Here is an 18541-nt window from a genome sequence, read left to right on the forward strand (position 1 = left end):
CTCATCCTGCCACTCGTGTCGTCAGCCGCGCTGCGGCCGTTGTACCCGATGCGACGCACGCCGGCACACCGACGCCGTGCAGCATCGCTCCGGCCACTTCGATGCCGTCGACGTCGGCGACCGCGGCCTCGAGTGCCGCGACGATCTCGTCGTGTCCCGCGCGGTACTGCGGCAGCCCGCCGTGCCAGCGCTGCACGAACGCGGCGACCGGTTCCGCGGTCACCCCGGTGACGGTCGCGAGGTCCTTGCGGGCCAGTGCGATCAGCAGATCGTCGTCGGCGTCGACGAGCCCGGCGTCGCCGAACCGCCCGAACGACGCGCGCGCCAGTTCCACATCACGCTCGGCCAGGTGCGGCCACTTGCGACTCGACAGCGTGAACGCCTTCGCCGACAGATCCTCGCCGGTCGCGACGAGGATCCCGGAGTTGCGGGGCAGCCCCGAATCCCGGGGCAGCGCGAGCGCGACGACCACCGACGACGCGAGCGGAATCCGGGCCGCCTGCTCGGCCCCGGCGGGAACCGCGTCGGCGAGCAGCGCGGCGGCCTGCGGCGCGGGCACCGCGAGGACGACGCCGTCGACCTCCCCGATCGGGTCGATCGACCATCTGCGGCCGGCGCGACGCAGCGCCGATGCCGCCGTGCCGCGGTGGATCTCGGCGTCGGCGGCCCGCTCGAGCGCGTCGAGCAACACGCCGTAGCCGTCGCGGAGTGTCCCGAAGACCGGGGCGGTCGACGGCGGCGGCAACGCCCGGCGCACGGCCTCGCTCAGGCTCGGCGCACCGTCGTCGAGTGCCGCGGCGAGCGTGGGGAGGGTCGCGCGCACACCGGCGGTGTCGGACAGGCCGGAGTACACCCCGCCGAGCAGCGGATCGACGCTGCGCCGCACCACCTGATCCCCGAATCGTGTCCCGACGAGTTCGGCGACCGAGACGTCTCCCCCGCGTTCCCAGTGGAACGGCAGGTCCGGTTCGGCGGCGATCCGGTCGAGGGTGGCGGTGTCGACGAGCCCGGCCAGTGCCTGCGCATCGGCAGGGATGCCCATCAGGGTGCCGCCCGGCATCGGATGCAGTTCGGCGCCCGCGTAGATCAGCGGCCGGGCACCGGCCGGGTACACGAGCTGATCGGTCAGGCCCAGTTCGTCGAGCAGCGCGGGCATCTCGGGGCGGCGGCCGATGAAGGCCTCGGCACCGACGTCGACGGGGTCGCCCGCGAGCGGCACGGTGCGCAGCTTCCCGCCGAGCCGATCGGACTGTTCCAGGATCACGATCCGGGCGCCGGCACCGAGGCTCGTCCGCAGCCGGTAGGCGGTCACGAGTCCGGTGACACCACCGCCGACGACTACGACGGTCGGCGTGCTCACAGCGAATGCACCAGTTCGACGACGCGGGTCAACACTGTCGGATCGGTGTCGGGCAGCACGCCGTGGCCCAGGTTGAAGATGTGGCCGGTGGCGCCGGCGGCGCGGGCACGATCGGCTTCGGCGGCGATCCGGCGCACCTCGCGTTCGATCACGTCCCACCCGGCGAACAGGATCGCCGGATCGAGGTTGCCCTGCAGGCCCTTGCCCGGGCCGATGCGACCGGCGGCGACGTCGAGCGGGATGCGCCAGTCGACGCCCACCACGTCGGCGCCGGCTTCGCCCATCGCGCCGAGCAGCTCACCGGTCCCGACCCCGAAGTGGATGCGCGGCACCCGGGCCGCCTCGATCTCGGCGAACACCCGCTGCGAGTGCGGCAGCACGTACTCGCGGTAGTCGGCGAGCGAGAGCGCCCCGGCCCACGAATCGAACAACTGGATCGCGTCGACGCCCGCGTGCAGCTGTGCATGCAGGAACGCGATGGTGATGTCCGCCAGCCGGCCGAGCAGGGCGTGCCAGGTCGCGGGATCGGAGTGCATGAGCGCCTTGGTGCGCTCGTGGTTGCGGCTCGGTCCGCCCTCGACGAGATAGGAGGCGAGAGTGAACGGCGCGCCGGCGAACCCGATCAGCGGGGTGTCACCGAGCTCGCGGGTGAGCAATCCCACAGCGCGCGCGACCGCCCCGACCTCCTCGGCTTCGAGGGTCGGCAGCGCGGCGACGTCCGCGGCGGACCGCACCGGGTTCGCGACGACCGGACCGGTGCCGGCGACGATGTCGAGGTCGATCCCGGCGGCCTTGAGGGGCACCACGATGTCGGAGAAGAGGATGGCGGCGTCGACCTTGTGGCGACGGACCGGCTGCAGGGTGATCTCGCACACCAGTTCGGGCCGGAAGCAGGATTCGAGCATGCCGATTCCTGCCCGGATCTCCCGGTATTCGGGCAGCGATCTGCCTGCCTGGCGCATGAACCACACCGGTCGGTGGGTCGGCTCGGTGCCGCGCGCTGCGGCCAGCAACGGGGCCGTGTCGAGCCGGCGTCGGCTCGGGTACTCCGCGGGGGTGGTGGAGCCGACGTTCGTGTCTTCCAGGCCGGTCATCGATCCTCGTCTTCCAGGAGCATGGTTCGGTACCCGTCACGGCGGGCACGGGATGCTGCCCATGCTGCCACGCCGCCGTAGGCCTCCGGAATCGGCGCGCCTCCCGCGTGCTGTGCATCACCGGCACTAACGTCCGCTGTCGTGACCACCTCGCCCGCAGAACCCGCTCAGTTCCGCGCCGCGATCGAAGCGATGAACGCGGCGACGGTGCGCCCGGAGATCGAGGTCGGTCCGATCCGGCCGCCCCAACGACTGGCCCCGTTCAGCTACGCGCTGGGCGCCGAGGTGCTGCACGACGAATCCGGGCCGGTTCCCGAGGAATCCGAAGGCGACGCGTTCGGACGGTTGATCCTGTTGCACGATCCGTCCGGTGACGACGCCTGGGACGGCACGATGCGGCTGGTGGCCTACATCCAGGCGGACGTCGACGCGACGCTGGCGTCGGATCCGCTGCTCCCGGAGGTCGCGTGGAGCTGGCTCGTCGACGCGCTCGAGGCGCACGGACAACCGCTGACGGCGCTCGGCGGCACGGTCACGTCCACGAGTTCGGTGCGGTTCGGGGACATCGCCGGACCCGCGCGGGCCCACCAACTGGAATTGCGGGCGTCGTGGACGCCGCTGTCCGGCGAGCTGGGTCCGCACGTGGAGGCGTTCTGCGAGGTCCTCGCGTATGCGGCGGGTCTTCCCCCGGTCGGTGTGGTGCGCCTCCAGCGCTGACGCGGGGGCACCGGTCCCGACAGTCCGCGCTCGACCGCTCCGAATCGGTCTAGAGTCCATTTCATGTCGGTAGCAGAAGAAAACGAGTCCCTGCGGACACCCGTTCCCCTGCTCACCCCGCGCGACGGTGTCCCGGATGTGATCACCACCGCGGCGGGTGTCGACGCCGCCGCGGCTGCGCTGACGGCGGGAAGCGGGCCGCTCGCCGTGGACGCCGAACGCGCCTCCGGCTACCGCTATTCATCACGTGCCTACCTGATCCAGCTGCGGCGCGCCGGGGCCGGAACGGTGCTGATCGACCCGATTCCCACCGCAGGTGCGCTCGCACCGCTCGCCGAGGCGATCAACGGACTGGAGTGGGTGCTGCACTCCGCCGACCAGGACCTTCCGTGCCTGGCGGAGCTGGGCTTGCACCCGGATTCGGTGTACGACACCGAACTGGCCGGACGGCTCGCCGGGTTCGAGCGGGTCGGGCTCGCCGCGATCGTCGAGCGCATGCTCGGTTTCGAGTTGCGCAAGGGCCACGGTGCCGCGGACTGGTCCACCCGGCCGCTGCCCGAATCGTGGCTCAACTACGCGGCTCTGGACGTCGAGATCCTCGTCGACCTGCGGGACGCGATGGCCGAGGAACTCGATCGCCAGGGGAAGTCGCGATGGGCTGCCGAGGAGTTCGAGCACGTCCGGTCGGCGGGGCCGCCGGCACCGAAGCCGGACCGGTGGCGGCGCACGTCGAAGATCCACACCCTGAAGGATCCGCGGCGCCTCGCGATCGTGCGGGAACTGTGGACGACCCGCGACGAGATGGCGGCCCGCCGCGACATCGCGCCGGGTCGGGTGCTTCCCGATTCCGCCATCATCGCGGCCGCGGAGGCCGATCCGCGCAGCCCCGAGGAACTGCGCGCGCTGCCGGTCTTCGGTGGGCCGCGGCAACGCCGCTTGTCCCGGGTGTGGCTGGCCGCGATCGAACGTGCCCGCGCGCTGCCCCAGTCGCAGTTGCCGCCACTCGCGCAGCCGTTCGTCGGTCCCCCGCCGGCGAACCGGTGGTCGCGTCATCACCCGGAGGCGGCGGCGCGCCTGGCCGCTGCCCGTACGGAACTCACCGCGATCAGCGAGTCCGTGCAGGTTCCGGTCGAGAACCTGATCAGTCCGGAACTCGTGCGGCGGTTGTGCTGGGACTGGGACCCGGTCCCCGGTGTCGACGTCACCGAGTACATCGCGATGCGATTCGTCGAGGGCGGTGCCCGGCCGTGGCAGCGCGAGGTCGTGGCACCGAGGCTGGCGACCGTTCTGACGGCCTGAGCGGAACGATCGTTACCGGCAGCACGCCGGGGACGTGATGCCGGGACCGCCTCACGGGCGCAGGCGGCGGCCGACGCCGATCGCCGCGGCTCCGGCCACGACCGCGACCGCGGCGCCCCCGAGCACGCCGTGGTGCTGGGAGGCCCACACCTGCGGACTGTGTGAATGCGCCCGCTCGTCGAAGGCTCCGTGGGCACCGAAGTCCCGCCCCTCCTCGTCGTCGGCCGGGGTGAACAGGTTCTCCGGCTGGTCCGGGTCACGGGGTTGCTCGGTCTGCTGCGAGGCGTAGCCGGTCCGGGCCAGATACCGGTCGAGCAGACCGGGAGCGACGGCGTTGAGTGCCAGCGTGACGGCGGTGCTCGCCCCCACCCAGTACTCACGGCGTCGCGGGTGGTCGGCCGCGTGGAGCACCGCACGCGCGGCGACCTCGGGCTGGAAGATCGGCGGTACCGGCTGCGCCCGCTTGGGCAACCGCGAACGCACCCAGGAGAACTGCGGGGTGTTCACGGCGGGCATCTGCACCATTGTCACGTGCACGCCGCTGTGCTCGTGCAGCAGTTCGCAGCGCAGGGATTCGGTGAAGCCCTGGATGGCGTGCTTGGAACCGCAGTACGCGCTCTGCAGGGGGATGCCTCGATAGGCCAGCGCGGAGCCGACCTGTACGACGGAGCCGCGGTTCCGGGGTTTCATCCGGCGCAGTGCGGCACAGGTGCCGTAGACGTAGCCGAGGTAGTTCACCTCGGTGACGCGGCGGTACTCGGCCGCCGAGATCTCCGTCGCGGGCGCGAACACCGAGGTGAATGCCACGTTCACCCACACATCGATGGGTCCGAGTTCGTCCTCGGTGCGGCTCGCCGCCGCCTCCACGCGGTCCGGGTCCGCGACGTCGGTGGGTATGGGCAGCGCGGTGCCGCCGGCGGCGGTGACGTCGCGGGCGGCCGCGTCCAACCCGGCTTCGCCGCGGGCCAGCAGCGCCACCCGGGCGCCGCGGGCACCGTAGGCGCGGGCGACCGCCCGGCCGATTCCACCGGTGGCGCCGGTGACCACCACGACCTGCGTCGGCATCTCGGTCATGACGATTCCTCTCGGCCGGGGTCCTCGGCCAGTCGATGGGCGGATTCGAACAGCAGGGCGTGGACGAAGCACTGCGGAAGGTTGCCGCGCAGCTGACGTTGTTCGACGTCGAACTCCTCGGTGAACAGTCCCGGCGAGCCACACGCGGAGCGGTTGCGTTCGAACCACCGCGCCGCGGCGGTCCGGTGTCCCTGCTGGTGCTCGGCCAGGGCCATCACGAATCCGCAGAGCAGGAAGGCGCCTTCGGCCGCCTCGAGCGGCCCCTTCTCGTGCCGGAACCGGTAGACGTAGCCTTCGCGACCGAGGTCGGCGCGCACGGCGTCGAGGGTCCGTCGGCTACGCGGATCGTCCGCCGGGACGGCACCGCGGATGGCCGGCAACAGCAGCGCGGCGTCGACCCGGTCGTCGCCGGGGGCACGCTGCCAGCGTCCGGACCGGTGCAGGCAGGTCTCGGTGGTGGCGGCGACGAGGGTGTCGGCGAGCGCGTTCCACCGGCCGGAGGGCCGTGCCGGCCCGTACCGCGCCATCGAGCGCAGCCCCGCCGCGCAGATCAGCCGGGAATGCGCCCAGTACCGGTCGTCGAGCTCCCAGATCCCCGCGTCGGCGTCGCGCCAGTGCTTCTCGATCGCCTCGACCGCGACGTCCACCGCCCGGTGGTGCACGGCGTCGAGCCGGTCGAGGCGGGCCGCGGCGGCGAACAGCACCAGTGCCTCGCCGAACACGTCGAGCTGGAACTGGGCGTTGACGTGATTGCCGGCGCGCACGTCCGCTCCCGGATATCCGGGCAGGTCCACGGTCTTCTCGTCGGGCACCCGGCCGCCCTCGACGGTGTAGGCGGGTTTCAACTCCTCACCGTCGGCGAGGAGTCGTTCGGAGACGAATCCGACAGCGGTGTCGAGGAGGGGATGCGGACCGGCGGTCGCGAACGCGACACCGGCGTAGCACTGGTCGCGGATCCAGCTGTAGCGGTAGTCGTAGTTGCGTCCCTGTTCGGCCCGCTCCGGCAGCGACGTCGTCGCGGCGGCGACCATGCCGCCGCTGCCACCGGTGAGGCCCCGCAACACCGCGGAGGCGAAGCGCGCGTCGCGGTCGGCGAGGGTGCCTTCGACCGGGGGTAGTGCGCGGTGCCAGGCGTGTTCGGTGCGGGTCCAGAGATCGTCGGGGTCCGGCGGACGGCCGGGCAGGGTCCGATCGCTCAGTTCCAGCACCAGGTCGTGGTATTCCCCGCACCGTAGCCGGACGGTCGCGGCGAGCCGGCCGTCGTGGATGTGTGCGTCGGGCGCGCCGGTCCAGCGGAGTCTCAGCGGGCCGGCACGCATCGTCCACACGCCGGATTCGGCCGTGATCGTGTCCATGGGTATCGCACCGAATCCGGCGGCGACGAGCAGTTCGACGTCGACCTGTGCGTCGGCGTCGGCGGCGACGATGCGGCGCAGCACGATCGCGGTGTGCGGGTCGCCGGGAAAGGCCAACGCGTCCCGCGATTCGACGATCCCGGTCGCGGTGACCCAGTGGCTGCGCCAGATGAGGGTGCGGTCCTCGTAGAAGCCACCCCAGGTGTAGCGGTCACTGTCCGGTTCGACGACATAGGCACCCGGGCCACCGAGCAGCGAGGAGAACACCGCGTCACTGTCCCAGCGGGGCGCGCACATCCACGCGAGATCCCCGCGGGGGCCGATGAGCGCACCGCGTTCCCCGTCCGCGATGAGCGCGTAGTCGCGCAGCACGTGCGGCCGGAGTCGGTGGTCGTGCCCGGTCGAGTCGGCCGGCGCCGGCGCGGTGCTCTCGCGGCACGCAGCCGGATCCGCCATCGGCACTTCCTTCCTGCCGTTTCGAGACCGTTCGGAACGGAATTCCCGGCGGGAAACCGGCTCAAACGGTGCTCGAGCGAATCGATGGTTCCGGTTGTGAATAGACACGCTGGAGCGGGGAACCCGAACCGAGTCCGATGTCGGTCCGTCGATCCGTGAGGAGGACCCGTCCGATGTCCAGCCAGAAGGTTTCCGACTATCTGCTCGAACGTCTGCGCGCGTGGGGAGTGAAGCACGTCTTCGCCTACGCCGGGGACGGGATCAACGGCATCCTCGCCGCCTGGGGACGTGCCGACGACGATCCGCAGTTCGTCCAGTCCCGCCACGAGGAGATGAGCGCCTTCGAGGCCGTCGGCTACGCGAAGTTCACCGACCGGGTCGGGGTGTGCATGGCGACGTCCGGGCCCGGCGCGATCCATCTGCTCAACGGCCTGTACGACGCCAAACTCGATCACGTTCCGGTGGTCGCGATCGTCGGGCAGACCAACCGCAGTGCGATGGGCGGGTCCTACCAGCAGGAGGTGGATCTGCTCAGCCTGTACAAGGACGTCGCCTCCGACTACGTGCAGATGGTGACGGTCCCCGAGCAGTTGCCGAACGTCCTCGACCGCGCGTTCCGGGTCGCGCTGACCCGCCGGGCCCCGACCGCCCTGATCATTCCGGCAGACGTGCAGGAACTGGACTACTCCCCGCCCGCCCACGCGTTCAAGATGGTGCCGTCCAGTGTCGGCTTCGACCGTCCCGCGGTGGATCCGGACGCCGATGCCGTGAGCCGGGCCGCCGATGTGCTGAACGCCGGCACGAAGGTCGCGATGCTGGTCGGACAGGGTGCGCGCGGCGCCCACGAGGAGGTCGCCCAGGTCGCCGACCTGCTGGGCGCGGGTGCGGCGAAGGCGTTGCTCGGCAAGGACGTGCTCTCCGACGAACTGCCCTGGGTGACCGGTGCGATCGGTCTGCTGGGCACCCGGCCGAGCTACGAGATGATGCGGGACTGCGACACCCTCCTCACCGTCGGTTCGAGCTTCCCGTACACCCAGTTCCTGCCCGGTTTCGAACAGGCCCGGGCGGTGCAGATCGACATCGACGGCAGCATGATCGGCATGCGCTATCCGTACGAGGTGAACGTCGTCGCGGATGCGAAAAGCGCTCTGCGCGCGTTGATTCCGAACTTGCGGCGCAAGGAGGACCGGACCTGGCGGGAGAAGATCGAATCCGACGTCGCCCGTTGGTGGGAGACGATGGACAAGCAGGCCGAGGTGGACGCCGATCCGATCAACCCGCTGCGCATGTTCGCCGAGGCCTCGACACGGCTGCCGGACGACGCGATCGTCACGGCGGACTCCGGCTCGGCCGCGAATTGGTATGCGCGGCAACTGAAATTCCGGCCCGGAATGCGCGGATCGCTGTCCGGGACCCTCGCGACGATGGGACCGGGCGTGCCCTACGGGATCGGCGCCAAGTTCGCGCATCCGGGCCGCCCGGTGATCGTCTTCGCGGGCGACGGGGCGATGCAGATGAACGGTCTCGCCGAGCTGATCACCGTCAAGCGGTACTGGCAGCAGTGGGACGATCCGCGGCTGATCGTCGCCGTCCTGCACAACAACGACCTCAACCAGGTCACGTGGGAGATGCGGGCGATGTCCGGCGCCCCGAAATTCGTGGAGTCCCAGACGCTTCCGGACGTCGACTACGCGGCCTTCGCAGCCGGTCTCGGTCTCGGTGGCGTCACCGTCACCGCTCCGGACGAACTGGCGGGGGCGTGGGAGACGGCCCTGTCCGCGGATCGCCCGACCCTCCTGGACGTGCACACCGATCCGGATATGCCGCCGATCCCGCCCCACGCGACCTGGGATCAGTTCAAGTCCACGACCGCCGCGGTCCTGCAGGGCGACGAGGACGCGTGGGGATTCGTCACGACCGGCCTGGCGACGAAGGTCCAGGAGTTCCTGCCGCACAAGAACGGATGAGCCGGCGTGCTCGACGCACCGATCGAGGAGATCACCGCAACGGCGTACACCGTGCCCACCGACACCGAGGAGGCGGACGGCACGCTCGCGTGGACGTCGACCACCCTCGTGCTGGTGCGCGTGGCCGCGGGCGGACGGGTCGGCACCGGATGGACCTACGGGCCCGTCGCCTGCGCCGACGTGGTCACCGACATCCTCGCCGACGAAGTTCTCGGGTGCGATGCGTTCGCGACCGGTCGCGCGTACGAGCGCATGTACCGGTCGGTGCGCAACGCCGGACGCCCCGGGGTGGCGGCCTGCGCGATCTCCGCGGTGGACGTCGCCCTCTGGGACCTCGCGGCGAGACTGCTGGGACTGCCGCTGCACCGGCTGCTCGGCGCGGTGCACGACCGGGTCCCGGTGTACGGCTCCGGCGGGTTCACCACCTACGACGCGGATCGGCTCACCGCGCAGCTCGAATACTGGGTGCACGTCCAGGAGATTCCCCGGGTGAAGATCAAGATCGGCCAGGACCGTGGCGCCGCGACCGACCGCGATCTCGCTCGTATCCACTTGTCCCGCAACTCTATCGGCGACGATGCCGAACTGTTCGTCGACGCCAACGGCGCGTACGGGGTCAAGCAGGCGATCCGGGTGGCGTCGGCCGCGGCGGACGCGCGGGTGCGATGGTTCGAGGAGCCGGTCTCCTCCGACGACCTCGACGGGCTACGACGCGTCCGTGAGGCGGTCGACGCCGACGTCACCGCCGGCGAATACGGCTACGACCTGACGTACTTCCGCCGCATGTGCGCCGCCGGCGCCGTCGATTGCCTGCAGGCCGATGTGTCCCGGTGCGGCGGGATCACGGAATGGCGGCGCGTCGCCGCGGTCGCCGCGTCCCACCACCTCGACATCTCCGGGCACTGCGCGCCCCACCTGCACGTGCACGTCGCCGCCGCCACCCCGAACCTGCGGCATCTCGAATGGTTCCACGATCACGTCCGGATCGAGGCGCTCTTCTTCGACGGCGACCTCGACCCCACCGGTGGATTCCTCCGCCCCGATCCGGATGCACCGGGACACGGCCTGTCGCTGCGGGTGGGCGACATCGACCGGTACCGCGTGCACGGCCCCCACCCGAACACCGCCGGAAAGGATTGACCGGCAATGACTTCCGAACTCCACCGGTCCACACTGCCGTTCGCCGCGCTCGAGCAGGACCTGCGGGACCGCGTCGACGGCGAGGTCCGGTTCGACCCCGGTTCGCGCGCCGCGTACTCGACCGACGCCTCGAACTACCGTCAGGTGCCCATCGGTGTGGTGGTGCCCCGGACCCCGGAAGCCGCGGTCGCCGCGGTCGCGGTGTGCCACGAACGCGACGTGCCGGTGCTCTCCCGCGGTGGCGGCACCAGCCTGGCCGGTCAGTGCTGCAACACCGCGGTGGTGCTCGACTGGACCAAGTACTGCCACCGCGTGCTGTCGGTGGACGCCGACGCCGGCACCGTGCAGGTCGAACCCGGCATCGCGCTCGACGTCCTCAACAACAAGCTCGACCCGGACGGCCTGATGTTCGGTCCGAAGCCCTCGACGCACGTGAGTTGCACCATCGGCGGCATGATCGGCAACAACTCGTGCGGTTCGACGGCCCAGGCGTACGGCAAGACCGTCGATTCGGTGCGCCGCCTCGAGGTGCTCACCCACGACGGGTTGCGGATGTGGGTCGGAGCCACCGACGACGACGAGTTCGACCGGATCGTTGCCGCCGGGGGCCGGCGCGCCGAGATCTACCGGGGGCTGCGCCGGTTGCGCGACTCGTACGCCGACGAGATCCGCGCCCGCTACCCACGGATTCCGCGGCGCGTGTCCGGCTACAACCTCGATTCACTGTTGCCGGAGAACGGTTTCCACGTGGCGGGATTGCTCACCGGCTCGGAGAGCACCCTGGTCACGGTGTTGCGCGCCGAACTGGATCTCGTTGCGGTCCCGGCCGCCGAGACGCTCGTCGTCGCCGGATTCGGCGACATCGTCGAGGCCGCGGACGCGGTGCCCCTCGTACTCGAACACGATCCAGCCGCACTCGAGGGCATCGACCACCGGCTCGTCACGCTCGAGCACAGCAAGCGCCTCGCCGAGAAGGCGCTCGCCGAACTGCCGGAGGGATCCGCGTGGCTGCTGGCGCGGTTCACCGGCGACAGCACCGACGAGTCGGACGAGCGGGCCCGCGCGATGATCGCGCACCTGGAACGCGACAGGTCGGCGTCGACGCGCGTGCTCGACGACCCGGCCCTCGAGAAGAAGGTGTGGGCCGCGCGCGAGGCGGGACTCGGCGCCACCGCCTATCCCCCGGACGGGCCGGAGACCCACGAAGGCTGGGAGGACGCGGCGGTCCCCCCGGAGCGTCTCGGCGACTATCTGCGGGACTTCCGGGATCTGCTCGACCGGTACGACTACGGCACCGCCTCGTTGTACGGGCACTTCGGCCACGGGTGCGTGCACACCCGCATCCCCTTCGATCTGCGTACCGCGCCCGGCGTCGCACGCTACCGCCGTTTCGTGGAGGAGGCCGCACACCTGGTCGTCGGATACGGCGGGTCGCTGTCCGGGGAACACGGCGACGGCCAGTCCCGCGGAGAGCTGTTGCCGATCATGTTCGGCGACCGGCTGGTCACGGCGTTCGGGGAGCTCAAGAACCTGTTCGATCCCGGTAACCGGATGAATCCCGGCAAGATCGTCGCGCCCTACCGGCTCGACGAGAACCTGCGCCAGGGTTCCGCGTACCTGCCGCTCGAACCCGCGACCCGGTTCGGGTTCCCGGACGACGACCACCGCTTCTCGCGCGCCGCCGCGCGGTGTGTGGGCGTGGGCAAGTGCCGCGGTCACGAGTCCGGGGTGATGTGCCCGAGCTACCGGGCCACCGGCGAGGAGGAGCACTCCACCCGCGGTCGCGCCCGGCTGCTGTTCGAGATGCTCAACGGCGAGGTCATCACGGACGGATGGCGCTCGGAGGCGGTCCGGGACGCGCTCGATCTGTGCCTGGCCTGCAAGGGCTGCCTCTCGGACTGCCCCGTCAACGTCGACATGGCCACCTACAAGGCCGAGTTCCTGTTCCACCACTACCGCGGCCGGGTGCGTCCCCGCGCGCACTATTCGATGGGCTGGCTGCCGGTGCTGGCCCGGGTCGCCTCGGCGGCCCCCTCCGTGGTCAACGCCGCCGCCCACGCGCGTGGGTTGTCGCCGCTGCTCGCCCGGGCCGGGGGCATCGACCCTCGGCGAACTCTCCCGCGGTTCGCCCGGCAGCGGTTCACGCAGTGGTGGCGACGGCGCGAGCCCCCGCCGCCGCACCGAGTGCACGGGCCGGTGGTGTTGTGGCCGGACACGTTCACCGACAACTTCGAGCCGGACATCGCCCGGGACGCCGTGACGGTGCTCGAAGCCGCAGGCTTCGCGGTCGAGGTCCCCGAGGAGTTCGCCTGCTGTGGCCTGACGTGGATCTCGACGGGACAGCTCGCGGTCGCGCAGAAGGTGCTCGCCCGTACCCTGCGGCTGCTCGCTCCGGTCCTGCGTTCCGGCACTCCCGTCGTGGTGCTCGAGCCGAGCTGCGCGGCGGTGTTCCGGTCGGATCTGCCCGAGCTGATGCCCGGCAACGAGGACGCCCGGCGGCTGGCGGCGCAGACATTCACCCTCGGGGAGTTGCTGCAGTCGAGGGCGCCGGACTGGCGCCCGTCGCACGCGCTCGGGGTGCCGGCGCTGATTCAGCCGCACTGCCACCAGCACGCGGTGATGGGCTACCGCGACGACGCCACGGTGCTGGACCACGCGGGTGTGGACACCACTGTTCTCGACGCCGGTTGCTGCGGGCTCGCCGGGAACTTCGGATTCGAAGCCGGCCACTACGAGGTGTCGGTCGCGTGCGCCGAGGACAAGTTGCTGCCTGCGATCCGGGCGGCCGATCCGGGGACGACGATTCTGGCGGACGGGTTCAGCTGCCGTACACAGATTCGCGACCTGTTGCCCTCGGTGACCCCGCAGCACGCCGCACAGCTGCTCGCCGCCGCGGTCCGAGGGGGCTCGGACACGTGATCGACACCATCGCATCACAACCCCGCAACCGCGTCTCCCACCTGTGCCGAAGGTGATAAGTTACTCGGCGGTAACGTCGGGTAGGCTCTCATGCGTCGGACCTTCCACGGCCGGAACCCACCGCTCGTCGCGGACTGCGACGAGACGAGAGCATCGCTCCATCAGGAGGAATCAGCGTGGCTCCAACCACCTCAACGCAACGCGGCGTCGTGTTCGTCGACGGCATCCGCACCCCCTTCGGCAAGGCCGGGGCGAAGGGCATCTACGCCGAAACCCGCGCCGACGACCTGGTCGTCAAGGCGATCCGCGAGCTTCTGCGCCGCAACCCGCAGCTGCCGCCGGAGCGCGTCGACGAGGTCGCGATCGCGGCCACGACCCAGACCGGTGACCAGGGCCTGACCATCGGCCGCACCTCGGCGATCCTCGCAGGTCTGCCCGAGACCGTTCCCGGTTTTGCGATCGACCGCATGTGCGCCGGTGCGATGACCGCCGTGACCACCACCGCGTCGGGCATCGGCTTCGGCCAGTACGACGTCGTCGTCGCCGGTGGCGTCGAGCACATGGGCCGCCACCCGATGGGCGAGGGCGCGGACCCGAACCCGCGCTTCCTCGCGGACCGCCTGGTCGACCCGTCCGCGCTGGTCATGGGCAACACCGCCGAGAACCTGCACGACCGGTTCCCGTCGATCACCAAGGAGCGCACCGACGCCTACGCCGTCGCGTCGCAGAACAAGTACGACGCCGCGAAGAAGGCCGGCTTCATCGCCGACACCATCACGCCCGTCGCCACCCGGTCGGCGAACGGCTGGGGCCTGGCCACCGAGGACGAGCCGCCGCGCCCCGGCACCACCGTCGAGGACCTCGCCCAGCTCAAGACGCCGTTCCGCACCGCGGGCCGGATCACCGCAGGCAACGCCGCCGGTCTCAACGACGGCGCGACCGCGTGCATCCTGGCCGGTGAGGACACCGCCGCCGAACTGGGCCTGCCCGTGGGTATGCGGATGGTCGGCTTCGCGTTCCAGGGTGTCGATCCCGCCGTCATGGGCATCGGCCCGGTCCCCGCGACCGAGAAGGTGCTCGCCCGGACCGGTCTGAAGATCGAGGACATCGGCCTGTTCGAGATCAACGAGGCGTTCGCCGTGCAAGTGCTCGCGTTCCTCGAGCACTTCGGCATCGCCGACGACGACCCGCGCGTCAACCAGTGGGGCGGCGCCATCGCCTGCGGCCACCCGCTCGCCTCCTCGGGTGTGCGCCTGATGACCCAGCTCTCCCGCCAGTTCGCGCAGAACCCGGACGTCCGCTACGGCCTGACCACCATGTGCATCGGCCTCGGCATGGGCGGCACCGTCATCTGGGAGAACCCCAACCACGCCGACTACCGGGCGGGAGAGAAGTAAATGACCGCAATAATCGATGCTTTCGCCGACGAGGTAGTCACCAACGCGTACACGAAGCTGGTGTCCGTTCCCGGTATCGAGGGCAAGGTCGCGCTGATCACCCTCGACAACGGTTTCGACCACACCAAGCCGAACTCGTTCGGCCCGAAGGGTCTGCTCGCGTTCGACGCCGCGCTCGACGAGGCCTTCGCCGCGAACCCCGCCGCGATCGCCGTCACCGGCAAGCCGTTCATCTTCGCCGCGGGCGCGGACCTCAAGGGTGTGCCCGCCGTGACCACCCGGGAGCAGGGCCTCGAACTCGGGCAGCTCGGCCACCGGGTGTTCGGCCGCCTGTGCACCTCCGAGGTCCCGACCTTCGCGTTCGTCAACGGCCTCGCCCTCGGCGGCGGCCTCGAGGTGGGTCTGCACTGCCACTACCGCACCGTCGCCGACAACGTGCCGGCCCTCGGCCTGCCCGAGACCATGCTCGGCCTCGTCCCGGCGTGGGGCGGCACCCAGCTGCTGCCGAACATCGTCGGCCCGGACGCCGCGGTCACGCTGATCCTGGAGAACCCGCTCAACAACGGCCGCACCATCAAGGCGAAGCAGGCCGCCGACCTCGGCTACGCGGACATCGTCCTCGGATCCGCGGACTTCCTCGAGCAGTCCCTCGCGTGGGCCGCGAAGGTCCTGGCCGGCGAGATCACTCCGGCCCGCCCGGAGATCGACCGCGGCGCCGGCTGGGATGCCGCGATCGCCCGCGCCAAGGCGCTCGTCGACGGCAAGACCCGCGGCTTCGCTCCGGCTCCGGCCAAGGCGATCGAGCTGCTCGAGACCGCCCGCGGCACCGACATCTCCGACGCGGCGTCCCTCGCGGCCGGGTTCGCCGCCGAGGACGAAGCGCTGGCGGACCTGCTGCTCTCCGACGAACTGCGCGCCGGCCTGTACGCGTTCGACCTGGTCAACAAGCGCGCCAAGCGCCCGGCCGGAGCCCCGGACAAGTCGCTGGCCCGCAAGATCACCGGCGTCGGCATCGTCGGCGCGGGCCTGATGGCCAGCCAGCTCGCGCTGCTGTTCGTCAAGCAGCTCCAGGTCCCGGTGATCCTCACCGACATCGACCAGGAGCGCATCGACAAGGGTGTCGGCTACGTCCATACCGAGATCGACAAGCTGCTGGGCAAGGGCCGGCTGTCCCCGGACGCCGCCAACCGCCTCAAGGCACTGGTGACCGGTTCGCTCGACAAGGCCGCGTTCGCGAAGACCGACTTCGTCATCGAAGCCGTCTTCGAGAACATGGACGTCAAGAAGAACGTGTTCGCCGAGCTCGAGCAGCACATCTCCCCCGAGACGATCCTGGCGACCAACACCTCGTCGCTGTCGATCACGGAGATGGCGGCGGATCTGCAGCACCCGGAGCGGGTCGTGGGCTTCCACTTCTTCAACCCGGTCGCGGTCCTGCCGCTGCTCGAGGTCATCAAGGGCGAGAAGACCGACGACGCGACCCTCGCGACGGCGTTCGCGACCGCGAAGGCGCTGAAGAAGTCGGCGGTGCTGTGCGGCGACAAGCCGGGCTTCGTGTTCAACCGCCTGGTCACCCGCACGCTCGGCGAGGTCATCGCCGCCGTCGACGAGGGCACCCCGTTCGACGTCGCGGACAATGCGGTGGCCGAGCTCGGCATGCCGATGAGCCCGTTCACGCTGCTCGCGCTCGTCGGCCCGGCGATCGCCCTGCACACGGGTGAGACGCTGCAGGCGGCGTACCCGGATCGGTTCAAGCCGTCGGCCGGCCTGTCGGCCCTCGTCGAGGCCCGCAAGCCCGGCGTGTGGACCTACGGCGAGAACGGCCAGGTCGTCGATCCCGAGGTCGCCGCGCTGTGGCCGCAGGGTGACAAGCCCTCCACCGCCGACGAGGTGCTCGACCGCACCCGCCGCGCGTTCGCCGAGGAGATCCGCATCATGCTCGAGGAGGGCGTGGTCGCGGCTCCCCAGGACATCGACCTGTGCCTGATCCTCGGTGGCGGTTTCGCGTTCTGGAACGGTGGCATCACCCCGTACCTGGACCGCACCGGAACCTCGGAAGCGGTGAACGGCAAGCGATTCCTCGAGCCGGGAGTCGCCAGCGTCCCCCGCTGACCTCCGCCCTCGACGAACCGGCACCCGACGACGGCGCATCACCGCACGGTGATGCGCCGTCGTTGCACAAACGGCCGTGCGAGCAGGCACTTCCGGCGTAGCGTTGATTCGGATTGGACAGCGCGGCAGCGACGCCCGACGAAAGTAGGTGCCCCATGACGCAACCCTCCGGTGGGCACGCAGCCAAGGTCATCGCCGTGACGGTCGCCGCGGCCGTCGGCGGATTCCTGTTCGGCTTCGACAGTTCGGTCATCAACGGGGCGGTCGACTCGATCCAGGAGAACTTCGGTCTCGGCGACTTCTTCACCGGTTTCGCCGTCGCCATCGCCCTGCTCGGTTGCGCCGTCGGCGCCTGGTTCGCCGGGGAACTCGCCGACCGATGGGGCCGCAAGAAGGTGATGCTGCTCGGCTCCGCACTGTTCGTGATCTCGTCGGTCGGCTCCGGGTACGCGTTCAGTGTTCCGGATCTGATGCTATGGCGTGTGATCGGCGGCCTCGGCATCGGCATCGCGTCGGTGATCGCACCGACCTACATCTCCGAGATCGCACCGGCCCGCTATCGCGGCGCGCTCGCCTCGCTGCAGCAGCTCGCCATCACCATCGGCATCTTCGCGGCCCTGCTGTCGGATGCGGTGTTGCAGAACGCCGCCGGCGGCCCGTCGAACGATCTGTGGTGGGGCCTCGAGGCGTGGCGCTGGATGTTCCTCGTCGGCGTGGTTCCCGCTCTCGTGTACGGCATTCTGGCGCTGATGATTCCGGAGTCACCGCGCTTTCTCGTCGGCAAGAACCTGGACCAGGAGGCCGCGGACATCCTCGCGAACATCACCGGCGAGCTCCGGCCGAACGAACGCGTGCACGAGATCCGGCTGACGCTCCGGCGCGAATCGACGCGCTCGTTCGGGGACATCCGCGGTCCGCGGTTCGGCCTGCAGCCGCTGGTGTGGATCGGCATCATCATGGCGATCTTCCAGCAGTTCGTCGGCATCAACGCGATCTTCTACTACTCGACCACACTGTGGAAGTCGGTGGGGTTCAGCGAGAACCAATCCTTCACCACCTCGGTGATCACGTCGGTGATCAACGTGGCGATGACATTCGTGGCGATCCTGTTCGTGGACCGAATCGGACGACGGATCCTGCTCATGATCGGCTCGATCGGGATGTTCGTGAGCCTGGTGCTCGCGGCCGTCGCCTTCTCGCAGGCGATCGGCGAAGGCGAGAACGTCGAGCTGCCCAGCCCGTGGGGTCCGGTCGCGCTCGTGGGCGCCAACATGTTCGTGGTGTTCTTCGCCGCGACATGGGGCCCGATCATGTGGGTGATGCTCGGCGAGATGTTCCCCAACCGGATGCGCGCCGTCGCTCTGGGTTTGAGCACGGCCGCGAACTGGCTGGCGAATTTCACTGTCACCCTGGCGTTCCCGCCTCTGACGGGCACGGTCGGGTTGTGGTTCCTCTACAGCCTGTTCGCGTTCTTCGCGCTGCTGTCGTTCTTCTTCGTGAAGGCGAAGATCCCGGAGACGAAGGGCATGGAACTCGAGGAGATGCACACCTGACGCAGCACTGCGCGACGGGTCGGCAGCCCCCCGCGCTCGTGCGTGGTTCCGGTAGCGCCCGCTACCGAAAACACGCACGAGCGGTGGCGTTTTCGGAG

Annotated in this window: 12 protein-coding genes; 8 read left to right on the top strand and 4 right to left on the bottom strand. The window is 70.3% G+C overall.

The features are described 5' to 3' along the window. Window position 1: 1 nt before the first annotated feature. A complete protein-coding gene (locus ACWDTS_RS12250; RefSeq protein WP_450109149.1) occupies window positions 2-1360 on the bottom strand; it encodes a protoporphyrinogen oxidase in 1359 nt (452 codons plus the stop codon). Beyond that, window positions 1357-2454, bottom strand: a complete 1098-nt coding sequence (gene hemE / locus ACWDTS_RS12255) for a uroporphyrinogen decarboxylase (RefSeq protein WP_197252530.1) — start codon at window positions 2452-2454, stop codon at window positions 1357-1359. The genes ACWDTS_RS12250 and hemE overlap by 4 nt, the downstream gene beginning before the upstream one ends. 141 nt (window positions 2455-2595) lie before the next feature. Between hemE and ACWDTS_RS12260 the strand changes: the two genes are divergently transcribed. Together ACWDTS_RS12260 and ACWDTS_RS12265 are read left to right on the top strand one after the other, a co-directional pair. Beyond that, window positions 2596-3171 (top strand): DUF3000 domain-containing protein, encoded by a 576-nt coding sequence (locus ACWDTS_RS12260; protein ID WP_197252531.1) that lies wholly within the window; start codon window positions 2596-2598, stop codon window positions 3169-3171. A gap of 63 nt (window positions 3172-3234) precedes the next feature. Continuing rightward, window positions 3235-4470 carry an HRDC domain-containing protein gene (locus ACWDTS_RS12265; RefSeq protein ID WP_197252532.1) on the top strand — a complete coding sequence of 412 codons (1236 nt, stop codon included), beginning with the start codon at window positions 3235-3237 and terminating at the stop codon, window positions 4468-4470. A 51-nt stretch (window positions 4471-4521) separates the two neighbouring features. Here the strand turns inward: ACWDTS_RS12265 and ACWDTS_RS12270 are convergent, their stop codons facing one another. Next, on the bottom strand, window positions 4522-5544 hold the full coding sequence (locus tag ACWDTS_RS12270) for an SDR family oxidoreductase (RefSeq protein ID WP_248675136.1): 1023 nt from the start codon (window positions 5542-5544) through the stop codon (window positions 4522-4524). Next, on the bottom strand, window positions 5541-7355 hold the full coding sequence (locus ACWDTS_RS12275; RefSeq protein WP_450109148.1) for a glycoside hydrolase family 15 protein: 1815 nt from the start codon (window positions 7353-7355) through the stop codon (window positions 5541-5543). The genes ACWDTS_RS12270 and ACWDTS_RS12275 overlap by 4 nt, the downstream gene beginning before the upstream one ends. A gap of 173 nt (window positions 7356-7528) precedes the next feature. On the opposite strand from ACWDTS_RS12275, the gene ACWDTS_RS12280 reads away from it, so the two are divergent. The 6 genes from ACWDTS_RS12280 (at window position 7529) to ACWDTS_RS12305 (ending at window position 18443) form a co-directional block, all read left to right on the top strand. Continuing rightward, entirely contained in the window at window positions 7529-9322 is a 1794-nt protein-coding gene (locus tag ACWDTS_RS12280) for a thiamine pyrophosphate-requiring protein (RefSeq protein ID WP_450109147.1), read from the top strand. Window positions 9323-9328: 6 nt separating this feature from the next. Further along, complete coding sequence (locus tag ACWDTS_RS12285; protein WP_450118263.1) at window positions 9329-10462, top strand: enolase C-terminal domain-like protein; 1134 nt, start codon at window positions 9329-9331, stop codon at window positions 10460-10462. 6 nt (window positions 10463-10468) lie between these two features. Then, window positions 10469-13381 (top strand): FAD-binding and (Fe-S)-binding domain-containing protein, encoded by a 2913-nt coding sequence (locus ACWDTS_RS12290; RefSeq protein ID WP_450118264.1) that lies wholly within the window; start codon window positions 10469-10471, stop codon window positions 13379-13381. A 176-nt stretch (window positions 13382-13557) separates the two neighbouring features. Continuing rightward, window positions 13558-14778 carry a thiolase family protein gene (locus tag ACWDTS_RS12295; protein WP_197252536.1) on the top strand — a complete coding sequence of 407 codons (1221 nt, stop codon included), beginning with the start codon at window positions 13558-13560 and terminating at the stop codon, window positions 14776-14778. After that, on the top strand, window positions 14779-16890 hold the full coding sequence (locus ACWDTS_RS12300) for a 3-hydroxyacyl-CoA dehydrogenase NAD-binding domain-containing protein (RefSeq protein ID WP_450118265.1): 2112 nt from the start codon (window positions 14779-14781) through the stop codon (window positions 16888-16890). 113 nt (window positions 16891-17003) lie between these two features. Then, window positions 17004-18443 (top strand): sugar porter family MFS transporter, encoded by a 1440-nt coding sequence (locus ACWDTS_RS12305; RefSeq protein WP_269437615.1) that lies wholly within the window; start codon window positions 17004-17006, stop codon window positions 18441-18443. The last annotated feature ends 98 nt before the right edge of the window (window positions 18444-18541 follow it).

It is taken from the genome of Rhodococcus sp. NPDC003383, from assembly GCF_053589115.1.